Below are 16,620 nucleotides of genomic sequence, written 5' to 3'. Positions count from 1 at the left end.
GTCAGCAATCCATGAGATGCAAATTCCTTCAAACAGGTGAATGTGCATCCTGGTAGCAGCAGGCTTTAATGAGTCGGTTCTGCGCGCAGACGCAGACCAAGAGCCTTAATGACCTTCAAAATTGTTGTAAATTCAGGATTGCCATCGGTGCCTAAAGCACGATAAAGTCCTTCGCGGGAAATCCCTGTGTCCCGGGCGGGCCTGTAAAGAATTTTGTGTAAATGGTTTTCATTTTTAATTTTCAATATGCAGGCATTCTGTCGCCGAACAAGATTGAAAAGCGGTTCAAGGCAGCCTTCCAGTCTCTGATTGGCATAGTCCATTTTTTGGCGATATTGTTCAGCGCCATGTAAAGCAGTTTAAGCATCGACTCGTCATTGGGAAATGAACCCCGGTTCTTGGTAACTTTGCGCAGTGACATGTTCAACGACTCAATAGCATTGGTGGTATATATCACCTTGCGTATCTCGGGCGAATACGCAAAAAATGGGGTGATTCTTTCCCAATTTCTTCGCCAGGATTGGCCGATGGACGGATGCGTTTTGTCCCATTTTTCTTCAAAGGTCATCAGTTCCATTTCGGCCTGCTCGGCTGTTGGCGATTGGTAAATGGCCTTGAGATCCGCAGCCACCTCTTTGCGCTGTTTCCATGAGACATATTTCAGGGAATTGCGCACCATGTGGACGAGACAGAGCTGGACCTGGGTGAAGGGGAAAACCGTCTCAATGGCTTCAGGAAAACCCTTGAGGCCATCGACGCAGGCAATGAAAATATCCTGCACGCCACGGTTTCTTAGCTCAGTCACTACCTGCAACCAGAACTTGGCGCCCTCGTTTTCGGCAACCCACATTCCCAGGACATCCTTGACGCCGTCCATGGTGATGCCAATAGCCAGATAGACCGCCTTGTTCTTAACATGCCCATTGTCGCGCACCTTAACCCGGATAGCGTCCATGTAAACAATGGGATAAATGGGGTCCAACGGGCGATTTTGCCAAACTTTAACCTCGTCAGCAACGGCATCGGTGACCGTTGAAATCAGGGTGGGAGAGACATCAACTCCGTAAATGTCTTCCAAGTGCCCCTGAATCTCCCTGGTAGTCATCCCTCGGGAGTAGAGAGAGATAATCTTGTCGTCAAAGCCGGGAAAGCGGGTTTGCCCTTTGGGAATGATGACCGGATCGAAACTGCTGTCGCGGTCGCGCGGGACCTCAATCGGCATTTTACCGAAGTCGCCCTTGATGGTCTTTGCAGAGTTACCATTTCGGGCATTACCGCCTTTGGTGACGATGGTTCCATGTTTTTCGTGGCCCAGGTGGACGGTCATTTCCGCCTGTAACGCCCGCTCCAGTAAGGCCTTGGTGAGCTGCTTGAGCAGCCCGTTTTCACCGATCAGTTCTTCGGGCTTCTGGTAATTGTAGTCGGCAAGTAAACGATCCAAAATTTCTTTATCAATGGCCATATGAGCTCCTTTTTAAAGGGTAGTTTTTTGACTTACTCAGTCATAGCCATTTACACAAACTATTTTACACCCTCCCTTCACGAATGTTCCCTCCAATGGACCGGGACGATGACTCATCCTCCATCAATCATCGTCCCGGTCCACCCCCATCCTTGTCATGGAGGTTGTCGCCTGCCACAACCCGACAGACAAGGATCCGCATGTCGAAAAGAAAAAAGATCTTCATCCTTGCCACCAACGCCATACTCCACGACTCTTGCTGTGCCCGCAAGCTTCAGGAACACGTCATCATTTTCATATTTTTTGCACAATTCTTTGTTGTTGTGGTAAAATTATGTATCTCGACCGGCATGGCTTCATCCTTTTGAATCGCAGCCGCCGTGAAGCAAAACTGCTCCCTTGAGGAGGACGCAGATGAACCGAACACGAACGACGATGGTTGTTGTTTTCCTGCTGGGACTCAGCATGACCCAAGTCGCCTGGGCCCATCGACGCAGTCATGGCTGGCACGGCAATGTCGGTATCTACATTGCCCCGCCCTTGTTGGGGTGGAGATCGTATCCGCCTCCCTATTACTACCCTCCGCCCTATTACTATCCGTCCCCGCCGGTTTATCTCACGCCGCCCCAGCCTCCGGTCTACATGGAACGGCCGCCGGCTGAACCGGTCGCACCGCAGCAGGCTTACTGGTACTACTGCACCAACCCCGAGGGATACTATCCCACTGTCCAAGAATGCCCGGGGGGATGGCTGAAAGTCCTTCCCCAAACGCAACCACCCCCCTGATCATGGAGGAAAACCCATGCCCTCCGCAACCGTGAAACGGCTTCCGCTTTCCATGCTGCTGCTCCTCCTGAGCAGTTGCACCACGCTCCCCACCGGTCCGTCGATGATGGTCTATCCGGGAACAGGCAAATCCTTTGACCAGTTCCAGGAAGACGACAGCATGTGCAGGCGTTTTGCGCTTGAGCATGTGGGTGGAGCCTCCCCCGGCCAGAGCGCCGGCCAATCCGGGGTAGCCAGCGCCGTGACCGGAACCGCGGTAGGCGCTGCGGCCGGCGCCTTGATAGGCGGAGAGGAAGGAGCCGCCTTCGGGGCCGGCACAGGTCTGCTCATCGGAACCATGGCCGGCAGCGAGACAGCCCGGACTTCCGCCTATTATTCCCAGCAACGGTATGATAACGCCTACATCCAGTGCATGTATGCCAATGGACACCTGGTTCCCGTGCCCGGCCATCTCTACCTGAGAAGCCGCCCGCGGTCGACGGAAACACAACCACTTCCCCCGCCGCCGGCTCCCCCTCTGTCGCCTGGTTTTAAAATCCCGCCGCCTCCGCCCGGCCCGCCTCCACCGCCGCCGCCCGGAATGTGATCGCAGACAAAAAAACGCGCGACGGTTGAAGCTTCCTGATGAATGAATTACAATGGCCCATGGATTACCTCAAGGACGTCAAAGAACAATACGAAAATTATCCCTACCCTTTCCGGGATCCGGAAGAGGAAAAAACACGCCTGCTTGCCACCGAGGACGGTTATCTCGACAAAATCAACCACTACTGCTACGCCGGTCGACAAAACTTTGACAACTTCCGCGTTCTGATCGCCGGCGGCGGAACGGGAAGCGCTGCCGTTTTCCTGGCAGAGCAGCTCCGCGATCACCGGAATGCGGAAATTGTCTACCTTGACATCAGCAGCGCCAGCATGAATGTTGCCCGGAAAAGGGCGGAAATAAGGGGGCTTTCCCGGATTACCTGGGTCAACAATTCCATTCTCAACCTGCCGGAACTGAATCTGGGCCCTTTTGATTACATCAACTGCGTCGGCGTGCTTCATCATCTGGAAGACCATTACAAGGGGTTACGGATCCTGCATGGGCAGCTTCAGGATGACGGCTGCATGGGGGTGATGGTCTACGGCAGACATGCCAGAACAGCGGTTTACCAGATGCAGGAACTGATGCGCCTGGTCAATACGGACGAAACGAACATGCAGGCCAAGGTGGATAACACCAAAATCATCCTGTCCAGCCTGCCGCCCTCAAATTCTTTCAAACGTTGTGAACGGGAATGGCTGACCGAGGTGGAGGAGTACGGTGATATCGGCCTCTACGACCTCTTTCTCCACTCCCATGATCACGGCTTTGACGTGCTTGAAATCTACGACTGGGTGGAAAGCTGCGGACTGCATTTGGTGGACTTCATCGGGCCGGAATTCGAAAGCAGAATCGGCTACGAACCAAAGACCTTCATCACCCATCCCGGCCTGCTCAAGAAAATAAGTGCGTTGCCGCGCCCCCGGCAGCAGGCCATCGCCGAAATCCTCTCAGGCCGCATCCAGCGCCACAGCTTCTACCTGTCACGCCGCCCGACCCCCCAGGCAAAACCTGACGACCTGCACAATGTCCCCTTTTTTTTCAAAACAACCCCACAGGGTTTGTCGCAAGCAATCGACGGCAACCCCGGAAAAACGATAACCCTGACCAGCCCTGACCGGATTTCCGTTCACCTGACGCCTTCGCGCTTTACGTCAAAATTCCTTCACCATCTGGACGGCGCCGCCAGCATAAAGACGATTTTCGCCGCAATCCGCCGGGATCTTGACGCCCCTCACCTATCCGACGGGGAACTGCTTGACGAATTCAAATCCCTTTACAAAATCTTCAACGACATCGGCTGGATGCTTCTCCGGCATGATTCGGTTGGTCCATGTCCCCCGCCGGCCGGCCTGCAGGCGCGGGTCAGCAAACGTTACTCCCCGGAAAACTCCTGAACGCTTGCCGAACACCTACCAGCCCCACAACAAACTGCGCAAAACCCAGCCCGAGACATCTTCCTCTTCATGCATCACCTTGACCCAGCTCCCCTTGGTCTCAAGGGTGAAAAAAACGACGCCGTTCTCGGCCTGGCGGACGATACGATAATTTTCCCCCGGTCCGCTGCGTATATTAACGATTTTTTTCCCGACAATCATTGAAGGCTTTGCGGTCACCATGTTCTTTTGCACCCAGCCGACATCATCCTGATAATCCGTCACCTTCAGCCACTCGCCCCTTTCTTCCAGCACCTTCAAGGGATAGCCCTTGCCAAGCTCCCACACCACTTCATGTTCATGGCCGGGGCCGGAACGCATATTCACCAGTTCCGCGGCGACACTGACCATTTCCGCCGCAGCGGCTCCGTGCAGAAAGAAAAAAAATATGGCGGCCAGGACACTATTTCTCATGGATCTTCAACCTCAAAAAAACCAGGGGCCGCCGCGAAACACGCAGCATATTTCTCATTTTCATCGCCCCCTGTCCGCAGTATTGCGATGGTACGTCATTTTTTGACAACGGCTTAACCGGCTTTTCCGACAACTGTTTTTCGTACATCCCCTGCCCGCAGGGGGATACCGCCGACAGTGAGCGATATGGCGTCAAATTTACAGGCCCGATCCATGCAGGCCAGACAAGTTATGCATTCCGCATCATCAGGAGACTCATTGAATTTGACCCCCATGGGGCAGACATGATGACAGGCCTTGCAGTTGGTGCACTTGTCCGGATCAAGCGAGAGCTTCACCAGCCTGACCCGGCTGAATAACCCATAAAAGGCCCCGAGCGGGCAGGCCACCCGGCAGAAAGGGCGGCTGGCCACCACGCTCCAGACCACAAACACACCCAGAATCACCAGCTTGCTGTAAAAAAGAAGGCCGATGGTGCTGCGCAAGCCCGGCTGCAGCCAGAGCAACGGCAAGCCCGCCTCCAGGGTTCCGGCGGGACAGACATACTTGCAGAACCAGGGCTCGCCCAGACCGAACTCACTCACCACCACCAACGGGAGGAGAAAAACAAAAAAGAGCAACAAAAAATATTTGAAAAAACGCAAAGGACGCCAGATGGAAAATTTCCGGGACGGAATCTTATGGATGAGTTCCTGAAAAAAACCAAAGGGGCAGGCCCAACCGCATACCAGCCTGCCGAGAAAGCTGCCGACAACGCCGATGCAGCCGAGGACATACCACCCCAGGAAATACTGGGCGTTCTCCAGATTGAAGCGGATGCTCAACATGAGCTGCTGCAAGGCGCCGATGGGACAATAGGTGGTTGCAGCCGGGCAGGAGTAACAGTTCAGCCCCGGTGAACAGACAACCTTCAGCGGCCCCTGATAAATGGTTTTCGTGGCCGGGAAACCCCAGTAACCGTTGGTCAGCAAAGCAATGACGAGCTGAACCCACTTTCTGCCCAGTTCCATGTCAGCCGATCCCGATACAGCTGAGACAGATCTGCCAGGACTGCTCCAGCACCCGGGACGGCTCGCCGCTCATCACCCCGGCAATAAAAAGCAAAAGAAAAAAAACCAGCACGACAAAGGGCAGCTTGCGCAACTTTTTCTTACTCATGGCCTATTCTCCGCATCGACAGAATCACAGTCGTTTCCGCACCGCGTCGATTTTATCACCGATGCCGATCTCCTTATCGCGCCGATCATCAATGACCATCTGGGTAACAACCCGCAGCGCGCCATGTTCGAAGGGGATCTCATAGATTCTGGCGACCAGGGCCAGGAGCTCCTGCGCGTCGCCTTCGATCACGGTGCCCATATCATTGAGCCGGAAGCGCGCCTTTTCCTTTTCCAGCGCCTTCTGGATGTCGGCGACATAATCCCCGACACCTGGGCTGCCGGTGCCAAGCGGGATGACTGTGAGCTGCAAAAGCGCCATGAAATCCTCTCATTCAAAATTCTGGTCGACAAACCGGCCTTCGGGCGGCATCTCCGTCAGGGGTTCTTCCAGTTTGTCCGGATCCTCCGCATTATAATATACGATGTTTTTCAAGTGCAAAAACGTATCAAGGTCCAGTTCATCAAACCGGACACCCGCTCCGTCTTTTTCCATCCGCACCACTTCACCCTGCATGGACAACTTCAGCTCACTGCTGGTTCCGGACAAAAACAAAGTCACCGCGCAACGGTCGCCCAGCCGGCAATCGAACAAACCAAGCAGATAGACGCCTTTCAGACTCAAATCCCTGATTGCGAGCTGCTCGAAATCCTTTCCCCCGCATTGGACACGTGCCGTCACATGAAAATCAACCCTGGTATTTTTCCGCCTTTCCATTTCGCCTCCCCTGACCTTATTTCACCAACCCGGCCGATGCGTCATTAAACCATCGTCAAAAAACCTTCCCGTCTCAAGACGGAAACCGCATTGAGCAGTGGCAGCTCACTGCCGTCCTCCGCATAGCCCATGCCGACAAAGTCACCGTTCTTTGCCTTGCGGAACTTGACCATGGCCACCGGTTCCTTTTCCACCTGGGAGCAAACCAGCACGCCGTTCCACTGCCCGTTGGTGACAAACACCAGATGCGAACCGTTTTCATCAGGGATATCGGACAAACCGAGTCCGCTGGGGATCATGATGGGCAACGACAGTTTTTTGAGTTTCTTATCGGCGATAGCGGCGAGCGACCCCTTGAACTGCCTGGACAGCCGCTTGAAAAATCCGCCGAAATGGGCCAGCGGCACACTGCTGTTTTTCAGATACTCCTTCAGCTTGTCCCTGCCGACTTCCCGGATCAGGGAAATGGCATTTTCCTGAACATAGACAACACTGCCGGAAAGAACCATTCCCCGCAAATCCGTCGCAGGGCAATTCTTCAACGCACTTTCTTCCAGCGCCGCATAGCCGGGGAACCCTCTCTCCTCCTCCGGCTGTTCTTCGGGATACTCCTCGACATCCTCCTCCGGCAAAGGACATTCGCCGTCCCTTTCCTCCCCGCTGCGAACGCGCAACAACTCATTAAGCAATTCCCGAATCGTCTCGCCGACATACTCGGCCCGCTCAAGGGATGCCTGGAGGTCATGAACAAGCCGGTCAACCTCGCCGCGGTCAAGCTCGTTTTCGCCCAGGTTAAAGACTTTTTTCCGCAACTGCTCAATATTTTCCGGGACAAGAACAGCCTCGTCAAACTCATCCTTTTCCGGCTGGGGCACCGGTGGCCTGGCGACCTGCGCCTCGACGGGCAGGGCTTGCCCCGTCTTTGCCCTTTCCGCCTTAATCTTTTCCTTCAGGGAATTAAAACGGTAGTACAATCCCTTGAACAGTTTTTCGTCCTTTTCCGGATCAAACTCATCAGACTCGTACAGGTTGACTACATGGGCCATGGCCTCTTTGAGAAAATCAATCGACTCGGAAGGCGTATTTTCCCCCTTTCGCTTGACATACTCGAGAACACTGCCGGCCATGATCAAAATGGAATGGGCCGCCTTTCTGCTTTTAAAACGCTGCTTCAGGCATGCAAACGCCGCCTCGAGCAGATCAATTCTTTTTTCACTCAGACCCCAATCCTGCGCGATGATTTCTACCTTCAAGCGCTTGATTGATTCGTCAATGGAAAGCTGGATCACATTTTTCTCCTGGAAAAGAACAGTCGGTACCGATCATCTTTACATTGTATTCCATAAATTATATCTTGTGATATTCTTACCAATATTTTGTTTCCCCTGCAAGAAAAGCCAGAAAAACGAAAAGAAAAGCAACCACCATGACCAATCCCTTTAGTGCCATTTTTGCCTTTGTCTTCGGCGCCATAGTCGGCAGTTTCCTCAACGTGGTTATCCTCCGGCTGCCGAATCCGGGGCAATCCGTGGTCTTCCCCGCCTCCCACTGCCCGGCATGCAAAACACCTCTGGCCTGGTATGACAATATTCCACTGGTAAGCTTTCTTGTCCTTGGACGGCGCTGCCGTTACTGCAGGGCGCCCATATCCTGGCAATACCCGCTTATCGAACTGGCCACGGCCCTTTTTTCCCTGGCGCTGATCTCCCGCTTCAACTTCCCCTGGCCCTTCATCGGTTTTTTTCTCTTCACCGCCGCCCTGCTGGTGATTATCGTCATTGATTTCAAACATCAGCTCATTCCCGACATCATCAGCATTCCCGGCATATTTGCCGGTTTTGCCTTTTCCTTTGCCAACCCTTTCGCCTCCTGGACCGATTCCGGTCTGGGCATCCTTTTCGGCGGCGGCTCGCTTTTTCTCATCACCTACGGTTATTATCTGCTGACAAAGCGGGTCGGCATGGGCGGGGGCGACATCAAACTGCTGGCCATGATCGGCGCCTTTCTCGGCTACCAGTCATTGCCGTTTGTTATTTTCAGCAGTTCCCTGCTGGGAACCATTGCCGGGGTCGGCGCCATGATCAAACAGAAAAAAGGCGGCCAGACCGTCATTCCCTATGGCCCTTTTCTGGCCGCCGGTGCCTTGTTGTATCTTTTTTTCGCGCCGGACATTCAATTTTATTTACGATCTCTTTTACTCCATGGATAGCATATGGTATGGTTACAGAGGAACGGCTGCACAGCATCCCGCCGTTTCTGGAACTTTCAGCCCTTTAAATAAAACAGCGTAAACACCATGCACGATTCAAGTATGCATTGCTTTGCCGATATCATTGCCCGCAGCGCCAAAATGCAGGCAATTTTCAAAACCATAAAAAAAATTGCCGATTACAAGACCTCCATTCTTATTACCGGCGAATCGGGAACAGGCAAGGAGCTGATTGCCAAGGCGATTCACGCCTCCAGCCCCCGCCGCGACAACCCCATGATCGACGTCAACTGCGGCGGCATCCCGGAAACGCTGCTGGAAAGTGAGCTGTTCGGCCATGCCAAGGGCGCCTTTACCGATGCCTACAAAGGCAAGAAAGGGCTTTTTGAGGAGGCGGACGGCGGCACCCTGTTTCTTGATGAGATGGGAGAACTCCCCCTGTCGCTGCAGGTTAAACTGCTCAGAGCCCTGCAGGAAGATGAAATCCGCCCGCTCGGTGAAAGCAAAACCGTCAAGGTGGACGTCCGTATTATCACCGCCACGGCCCGCAATCTCGGCGACATGGTCAACAAAAAACTTTTCCGGGAAGACCTTTTTTACCGCATCAATGTTTTGACCATCGAGGTTCCGCCGCTGCGCGAACGCCGCGAGGATATCCCCCTGCTGGTGGAGCACTTTGTCCAGAAATACAATCGGCGTCTCGGACTGCAGATTAAAACCGTCCACAGCGATTGCCTGCAGCGGCTCATGGGCTACAACTGGCCGGGCAATGTGCGGGAACTGGAAAATGTCATGGAAAGGAGCATGGTGCTTGCCGAGGAGGAGACGCTGACCACGGAAATCCTCCCCCCTGAACTTCTCCGGCAGAGCACGCTTGCCGGCGAGGATCTCTTTTTCTGGGATGAGTTTTCCATCAAGACCAACTCGAAAAAACTCGAACGGCAGCTCATCGCAAAAGCGCTGGATGAAACAAAAGGCAACAAAACAAAGGCAGCCTCTTTGTTGGAAATCAGTCTTCCCGCCCTGCTTTACAAGATCAAGGAATACAATATATCCTCCTGAAATGAGTTGCCCGCACTTCACGCCGTCCCCGACCGCATTGACTTTCTTTTTTCATCATATCCCAGAGTTATCTTATTTTTTCCTTGACTTTATAACCCATAAAATAAGATTGTAATTGACAAGTATTTCAAATTCTAATAGTTTTACAAAAAATTAATAACTATTACCAATTTGCCCATGCTACGAAAAATCTCCACCTTTTATATCGACGGCTTCCGCTCAATGAAAACAGGCCGGAAACTTTGGGCGATTATTTTCATCAAGCTCTTTGTCATGTTTGCAATTCTTAAGGCCTTTTTTTTCCCCAACTACCTGGAAACAAATTTTTCAAATGATGAAGAGAGGGCTGCGCATGTTATGAAAAACATCACACAGCATCCTCAAAACACGCAACAACGGAGGTTGTAATGGTTGAACAAATCGATCTTACACAGGTCAATTGGGCTCGGGCTCAGTTTGCTCTCACAGCCATGTACCACTGGATTTTCGTCCCTTTGACCCTGGGACTTTCCTTCTTGGTGGCTTTTTTTGAGAGCATCTACGTACGCACCGGCAGTGAAGAATGGAAACGGCTCACAAAATTCTGGATGACCCTGTTCGGCATCAACTTCGCCATCGGCGTTGCCACGGGTATTATCCTGGAGTTTCAATTCGGCACCAACTGGTCCAACTACTCCTGGATGGTGGGTGATATTTTCGGCGCCCCGCTGGCTGTGGAAGGTATTTTTGCCTTTTTTCTGGAAGCCACCTTCTTTGCCGTCATGTTTTTCGGCTGGAACCGGGTTTCAAAAAATTTCCACCTGTTTTCCACCTGGATGGTGGCCGTCGGCTCCAACCTTTCCGCCCTGTGGATCCTCGTTGCCAACGGCTGGATGCAGTTTCCCACCGGCATGAAATTCAACCCCGATACCGCCCGTTTTGAAATGCAGAATTTCTGGGATGTTCTTTTTTCACCGGTGGCCATCAGCAAATTCACCCATGCGACCAGTTCCAGTTTCCAGCTGGCGGCGCTCTTCGTGGTCGGCATTTCCTGCTGGTACCTTCTGAAGGAACGCCACCAGGCCATGGCCAAAAAAAGTATCGTCGTGGCCTCGGTATTCGGTCTGCTCGCCTCCGCCTACGTCGGTTTCACCGGCGATGAGGCGGCATACACCGTTGCCCAGAAACAGCCCATGAAACTGGCGGTGATGGAAGGACTCTTCGACGGCCGGACAAGTGCTCCGCTTGTTGCCGCGGGCCTGATCAACAGCGCCAAGGAGCCCGGCGATACGCAGGAACCGTTCAGCGTCGAGATTCAAATCCCCGGTCTTCTTTCCCTGCTGGCCAACCGCGAGGCAGGCTCCTTTGTTCCCGGAGTCAATGATCTGGTCTTCGGCAACCCCGAACAGAACATCATGGGCGCCCAGGAAAGGATTGAAAAAGGCAAAATCGCCGTGGAGTTGCTGCGAACCTACAAGGAAGCCAAAAGAAACGGGGATGACAAAATCGCCCTCGCCGCATTGCACGCCTTTGAGGATTTCCAGGACCATATCGGCTACGGCTACCTGAATCATCCTTCCGAGGTCGTTCCTCCCATCGGCACCACCTTTTATGCTTTCCATATCATGGTGGCCCTGGGAACCCTCTTTCCCTTGGTTTTCCTTGCCTTTCTGTTCTATGCGGTGAAACAATCCCTTCCTTACCAGCGTTGGCTGCTCAACCTCGGCGTTCTCTGTGTGCCGCTCGGGTACGTTGCTTCCCAGGCGGGCTGGGTTGTTGCGGAAGTCGGTCGACAGCCTTGGGCAATTCAGGGACTGCTGCCGGTAACGGTCGCCAATTCCAATCTCACCACCGGCACGGTACAGACCACTTTTTTCATCTTTCTCGGCCTTTTCACCTTGTTGCTGATTGCCGAAATAAGCATCATGGCGAAACAAATCAAAATCGGACCGGAGGAACACTAAAATGATCGGAAAACTTGATTATTCTACTTTGCAGCAGATCTGGTGGATCATTGCCTCCGTGGTGGGTTCCCTTTTTCTTTTTCTCAACTTTGTTCAGGGCGGCCAGACCCTGCTTTTCACCGTGCCGAGAAACGATGAGGAAAAAAGTCTTATCATCAACTCACTGGGCCGCAAATGGGAATTGACCTTCACCACCCTGGTCCTTTTCGGCGGCGCCCTGTTTGCCGCCTTCCCGAAATTCTACGCCACCAGCTTCGGCGGCGCCTACTGGGTGTGGATGCTGATCCTCTTCACCTTTATCATCCAGGCCGTGAGCTATGAATACCGCAAAAAACCGGAGAATTTCCTCGGCTCCACCACCTACGAGGCTTTTCTTTTCATCAACGGCAGTGTCGGCATCCTCTTGATCGGTGCGGCAGTGGGCACCTTTTTCACCGGATCGAGCTTCAGCCTGAACGACATGAACCAGGTAACCTGGCAGACCCCTTACCGCGGACTGGAAGCGGCGAAAAATTTCTTCAATCTCTCCCTCGGCCTGTTTCTGGTATTCAACGCCAGGGTGCTGGGCGCCATGTACCTGGTCAATAATATCGACCATAAGGGATTGACCGATCGCTGCCGCAAATCGGCCTGGAAGAGCTTTCTCTGGTCATTGCCCTTCCTGCTCTTTGTCCTGATCAACCTGCTCTTCATGCAGGGCTACGCGGTAACCCCTGAAAACGGCACTGTTTTCCTGCAGAAAGGGAAATACCTGCAAAACCTCGTCGGCTGCCCGGCAACCCTGCTGCTCCTTCTTACCGGGCTTACCCTGGTTATTTACGGCGTGTTTGTCACCTGCTTCAAGGGCAAAAACAACGGCATCTGGTTCGGCGGCATCGGCACCGTGCTGGTGGGGCTTGCTGTTTTCTTTCTGGCCGGTTTCAACAACACCGCCTTTTATCCATCCAGCTATGACCTGCAGAGCAGCCTGACCATCTACAACGCGTCAAGCAGCCACTATACCCTGACCGTCATGACCTACGTAGCGCTGGGTGTGCCTTTTGTGCTGGCCTATATCGCCTATGTCTGGAAACAGATGGACGGCAAGCGGCTTACCCTGGCGGAACTGACCGGCAAAGACGCTGAAGAGATGTATTAATTTCACAAGGAGAAAACCATGAGCGCGATACTCATACTCAGCTGGATCGGTCTTATTATCGTTTCCTATCAAGGGGCGATCATCTTTCTGAAGCGGACCGACAATCTCTGATCAAAACAAGCACCGGCACAAAGGAAAGGGCTCGCTTTTCACTGTGCCGGTGCTGTCGTTTGCACTCTTTGCCTACCACTGACACTCCGGAGAAACCATGCAAAACCTGGAAAATTTCACCCAAAAAGACATGATGGAACAAATGGTCCTGCTGGATGAGATCAAAGAGGGAGGGAAGAAAGAGGCGATACCGCAACTCCAGCAATTACTGGCGGAAAAAAAATGCGAACAGGCGACCCATGAAATGATTTATCACACCCTGTTCAGCCTGTTGGAGGATGACCCGGCGGCAATCAAAGCGGGAATTCGCCATCCGTCGCACCGGGTTCAACTGCTCAGTATCAGGCGCTGCCGTAAATCAGGGCTTACCGAGGCAAAACAAGAACTTATTCAAACATTGCGGGAAAGCGCCGATACGGAAGTAATCGGAGAAATCATCATGGCCTTGGGCAGTTTCAAGGACCCATCCCTCATCGACACGCTTTGCCCCTACCTCTTCCATCCCGACCCCACCATTCTTTCCTGGACCATGGAAGCGCTGACCGGCATTGAAATTGAAGAAATCAGGGAGATTCTCATTGATCTTGTCAAGGGAGATGACAATTTTGCCGCGCCGGACAAGGATTGCGCCCTGACAACCGTTCTTGCCGTGGAACATCTGGGCAGAATGAAGGACCCGGAGGCGCGGAAATTTCTCCTTTCACTCGAGAATCACCCCAATTCCCATCTCAGGAAAGCTGTCGGCAGGGTGCTGGCGTAACCCTCATCTGGCCCGGATCGCCCGGGCTTTTGCATCCTCTCCCGTTTCATCATAGAGATGGATCAGTTCAGCCAGGGTCCGCTCCTCATCCTTGTTTTTCTCCAGGATCTGCAGCAGGTAATTCTCCGCTTCCCCATATTCCTTTTTCAGGCGATGCACCTTTGCCATCCCGAGCAGGGCGAACATGTCATAATTAACCTTCAGACTCTTCCGGTAATGATCCATGGCATCGTCCAGTTTTCCCAGAATAACCAGCGCATCGCCGACCCGGGAATGAAGATTCTGGTTCTGCGGTTCTTTTTCAAGAATTTTCAACCAGCAGGCAATGGACCCTTCATGATTTTTCATGCCCCGCTGCGAATCGCCCATGCCGTACAGGGCAAAGATATTCCACGGTTCCTGTTTCAAGGCTTTTTCATAAAAATAGGCGGCCTTTTCATACTGTTTTCGGCGTCGATAAATATTTCCGGCCATGGTGAGCACGGCAATGTAGGTATCGTCAAGGGCAATGAATTTTTCAAAATAAGCCAGGGCCTTATCATGGTCCGCCAGCTTGTAATAGAGATTGCCGATGCCGCGCAGGGCGTATTTATCCGTTTGATCCAAAGACAATGCCTTCAGGTAAAGGCCTTCCGATTCGGCAAAATTGCCGGTCTTCACATAGGAATCGGCAAGGCGGGTGAGGACATGGATGTCATCCTGGTTCTGTTCAAGATAACGCTGCCAATAGGATACGGCTTTCCCCGCCTGTCCCAATCCCCGGTAGGAGTCACCCACCCCACGCAGGGCGAACATATTGAGGGGATCAATCTCCAGTGTCTTTTCATAAAAACCGATGGCCTTATGAAATTTCCCTGTTTCCCGATGGACATCCCCCAGCCCGACCAGGACATAGGTATTTTCGCTGTCAACTTCCAGGGCCTCGAGAAAAGTCGCTTCCGCATCCTTCCACTGTCGCTTCTTCAGGAACTCCGACCCCTGACGGGAAAGCTCAATGGCCTTTTTATGGTCCGACTGCAGATTGCCCTTGGCCCACTGCAGATACTCGGCCAGCACGTGTTCCGCCTGGACCGTGATCCACTGGGGCACTTCGTAGGGATGATTCCCCTTGAGCCAGATTTCCAGCCTACCGGCATTCTTGGCAAGAAACTTGAAAACAATGCGGTATTCCTCTTCACTTTTCAGATTTTCCTGCCACAAATAAAATGAACGAATAGGCCCCTCCACCTGGGCGCAGGCAACAAGCTTCTCGCTTACCGCCTCCCTGGCAAGTTTTTCCGCATCTTCCCGAGATGAAACTGTGGTCCAACCGATATACATCATCATCTTCACATCCTGTCTTTTTTTCTTTTCAATTCAATGGCCCTGACCGCTGAATCACGAAATTTTCTCACCCACTGAATCGCCGCTTTATCAAGTTTTTCGCCGCCCTTCCGATCAACATAAAGGAGGGCGACTATTTTTTTCTGCAAACACAATGGGAAAAAACAACCGTTGCGGCCTTGAAGCAAAGACTGCATTTTTTCCGGCAGTTGGCCGATGATTTGCGCGGCTATTGCCATCTCCTCCCCCATTACCAGCGATGCGGCGCTCCCCTCATGCTCCAGATGCGACAAGGGCACTTGAAATTGCTTCATCTGCTCAGGCGAAATATCGCCCCGACCCAATTGCCCGACCAGCACCTTCTTGCCGTCACTCACCTTAAGCATGGCCAAGACAACCCGATCAAGCCCCACCCCCTGGAAAAGCGCGTCAACCAGCAGCAACAAGCAGTCCTTGAGCTGAAATTGGCCGGCAAGCATCGTCGAGATTTCCTGCCAGTAGGCATCAACTCCTTTTGCTTTTTCCCCTGCGGCAGGTTGCACCGCAACGGCGGATTGCATCTCTTTCAGTCTTTTTTGAAAGTCGATCCGGCCGATCCCCGGCCGAATCGAATCAAAAATCGCCGTTGAGGTCTTTGCTGCGGCGGAAAGCATTTCAACCGCCTCCTGTTCGTCGATTGACAGGGCGTAACCGTATTTTTCCATCAAAGCATCAATATTTCGCCTGCCCCAAAGCGCGTCCACATACCTGTTGCTGAAATCGACGATGCAGTGCAGATACTGATTCGGATCATGCGCTTCTTCAGGCACAACGGGATCCGGCTTCATACAGTGTATCACACTTTCCGTCATATTCCAGAAAATAGCAACCTCCCGGCCGACGCCCGCATAGTCGAGACCGTCGAGCAAATCACGAGCCGCCTCGTCTTCGGCTTTGCCGGCTCGCATCTGCCGTGTTATGTCATTATAAACCTCCGGCAGGTAAATGCAGGAAATAATTTTGCCGAGATTACGCATCAAGCCGCAGATGAACGCCTCTTCCGGCAATACTTTCAGATACCGCGTCTCGGCAATGCCTCGGGCCAGCAGGGCCGCCATAAATGAGCGGGCCAGCAACTCGCTTATTTCATCGGTGTTGACACCGGCCTGGACAAAATCATCAAACAGGGCAATCCCGATGGCAATATCCCGCACCGAATCAAAACCGAGAACCGCCACCGCCATGGAGACGGTTGACACCTTCTGTCCCAAGGAGTAATAGGCGGAATTGGCAAACTGCAGAACTTTATGGGTAAGGGAAAAATCTTTCAGGATAATCCTGGCCAGATCATCATAATTGGCGCTTCGCTTGCCGCTGGTCAAGGCAAGAAGCTCCTGCACATGCACCGACATGGCAGGCAGTTCGCTCATGTTGATCTTGGCGAAGACATCCGCCAGCTTGCCCTTGGGAGGCGAAAGAGGTTCAGGCATAAATAATATTTTCTTACAAGACAGAATCAAACTACCAGAATCACCA

At 52.8% G+C, this 16,620-nt stretch carries 18 protein-coding genes; 9 read left to right on the top strand and 9 right to left on the bottom strand.

Annotation, left to right across the window (positions count from 1 at the left end; all coding sequences use genetic code 11):
• Positions 1–65 precede the first annotated feature (65 nt).
• Entirely contained in the window at positions 66–323 is a 258-nt protein-coding gene (locus BM485_00525; GenBank protein OKY77036.1) for a hypothetical protein, read from the bottom strand.
• A complete protein-coding gene (locus BM485_00520; protein ID OKY77035.1) occupies positions 242–1,462 on the bottom strand; it encodes an IS256 family transposase in 1,221 nt (406 codons plus the stop codon). The genes BM485_00525 and BM485_00520 overlap by 82 nt, the downstream gene beginning before the upstream one ends.
• A gap of 414 nt (positions 1,463–1,876) precedes the next feature.
• On the opposite strand from BM485_00520, the gene BM485_00515 reads away from it, so the two are divergent.
• The 3 genes from BM485_00515 to BM485_00505 are packed head-to-tail and all read left to right on the top strand — an operon-like array spanning position 1,877 to position 4,231.
• The gene (locus BM485_00515) at positions 1,877–2,248 is read left to right on the top strand and encodes a hypothetical protein (GenBank protein ID OKY77034.1); all 372 of its coding nucleotides are present in this window, start codon (positions 1,877–1,879) and stop codon (positions 2,246–2,248) included.
• A 16-nt stretch (positions 2,249–2,264) separates the two neighbouring features.
• Complete coding sequence (locus BM485_00510; GenBank protein OKY77033.1) at positions 2,265–2,834, top strand: hypothetical protein; 570 nt, start codon at positions 2,265–2,267, stop codon at positions 2,832–2,834.
• A gap of 59 nt (positions 2,835–2,893) precedes the next feature.
• Positions 2,894–4,231, top strand: a complete 1,338-nt coding sequence (locus BM485_00505) for a hypothetical protein (protein ID OKY77032.1) — start codon at positions 2,894–2,896, stop codon at positions 4,229–4,231.
• Between the two features lie 15 nt (positions 4,232–4,246).
• Here BM485_00505 and BM485_00500 read toward each other — a convergent pair whose 3' ends face one another.
• The 5 genes from BM485_00500 to BM485_00480 all read right to left on the bottom strand — a co-directional run bounded on the left by BM485_00500 (position 4,247) and on the right by BM485_00480 (position 7,848).
• Positions 4,247–4,684 (bottom strand): hypothetical protein, encoded by a 438-nt coding sequence (locus BM485_00500; GenBank protein ID OKY77031.1) that lies wholly within the window; start codon positions 4,682–4,684, stop codon positions 4,247–4,249.
• A gap of 113 nt (positions 4,685–4,797) precedes the next feature.
• Complete coding sequence (locus tag BM485_00495) at positions 4,798–5,694, bottom strand: (4Fe-4S)-binding protein (GenBank protein OKY77030.1); 897 nt, start codon at positions 5,692–5,694, stop codon at positions 4,798–4,800.
• Positions 5,695–5,866: 172 nt separating this feature from the next.
• The gene (locus BM485_00490) at positions 5,867–6,163 is read right to left on the bottom strand and encodes a hypothetical protein (GenBank protein OKY77029.1); all 297 of its coding nucleotides are present in this window, start codon (positions 6,161–6,163) and stop codon (positions 5,867–5,869) included.
• Between the two features lie 9 nt (positions 6,164–6,172).
• The gene (locus tag BM485_00485) at positions 6,173–6,559 is read right to left on the bottom strand and encodes a hypothetical protein (GenBank protein OKY77028.1); all 387 of its coding nucleotides are present in this window, start codon (positions 6,557–6,559) and stop codon (positions 6,173–6,175) included.
• Positions 6,560–6,603: 44 nt separating this feature from the next.
• Positions 6,604–7,848: a hypothetical protein gene (locus tag BM485_00480; protein ID OKY77027.1), complete on the bottom strand. Its 1,245-nt coding sequence runs from the start codon at positions 7,846–7,848 to the stop codon at positions 6,604–6,606.
• 137 nt (positions 7,849–7,985) lie between these two features.
• Between BM485_00480 and BM485_00475 the strand changes: the two genes are divergently transcribed.
• From BM485_00475 to BM485_00450, 6 genes are all read left to right on the top strand, one after another.
• Positions 7,986–8,768, top strand: coding sequence for a prepilin peptidase (locus tag BM485_00475; protein ID OKY77026.1), 783 nt, complete (start codon positions 7,986–7,988; stop codon positions 8,766–8,768).
• 87 nt (positions 8,769–8,855) lie between these two features.
• The gene (locus BM485_00470; GenBank protein ID OKY77025.1) at positions 8,856–9,830 is read left to right on the top strand and encodes a hypothetical protein; all 975 of its coding nucleotides are present in this window, start codon (positions 8,856–8,858) and stop codon (positions 9,828–9,830) included.
• Positions 9,831–10,007: 177 nt separating this feature from the next.
• Positions 10,008–10,238 (top strand): DUF4492 domain-containing protein, encoded by a 231-nt coding sequence (locus BM485_00465; GenBank protein ID OKY77024.1) that lies wholly within the window; start codon positions 10,008–10,010, stop codon positions 10,236–10,238.
• Positions 10,238–11,773 carry a cytochrome ubiquinol oxidase subunit I gene (locus BM485_00460; GenBank protein ID OKY77023.1) on the top strand — a complete coding sequence of 512 codons (1,536 nt, stop codon included), beginning with the start codon at positions 10,238–10,240 and terminating at the stop codon, positions 11,771–11,773. Before BM485_00465 ends, BM485_00460 begins: the two co-directional genes overlap by 1 nt.
• A gap of 1 nt (position 11,774) precedes the next feature.
• A complete protein-coding gene (locus BM485_00455) occupies positions 11,775–12,911 on the top strand; it encodes a cytochrome d ubiquinol oxidase subunit II (GenBank protein OKY77022.1) in 1,137 nt (378 codons plus the stop codon).
• 208 nt (positions 12,912–13,119) lie between these two features.
• Positions 13,120–13,782, top strand: coding sequence for a hypothetical protein (locus tag BM485_00450; protein OKY77021.1), 663 nt, complete (start codon positions 13,120–13,122; stop codon positions 13,780–13,782).
• Between the two features lie 3 nt (positions 13,783–13,785).
• Here the strand turns inward: BM485_00450 and BM485_00445 are convergent, their stop codons facing one another.
• Positions 13,786–15,108 (bottom strand): hypothetical protein, encoded by a 1,323-nt coding sequence (locus BM485_00445; protein OKY77020.1) that lies wholly within the window; start codon positions 15,106–15,108, stop codon positions 13,786–13,788.
• A gap of 2 nt (positions 15,109–15,110) precedes the next feature.
• Complete coding sequence (locus BM485_00440; GenBank protein ID OKY77019.1) at positions 15,111–16,574, bottom strand: hypothetical protein; 1,464 nt, start codon at positions 16,572–16,574, stop codon at positions 15,111–15,113.
• Positions 16,575–16,620 lie beyond the last annotated feature (46 nt).

Source organism: Desulfobulbaceae bacterium DB1 (assembly GCA_001914235.1).
GTDB lineage: Bacteria > Desulfobacterota > Desulfobulbia > Desulfobulbales > SURF-16 > DB1.
This window is presented reverse-complemented; position numbering and strand designations above follow the sequence as displayed.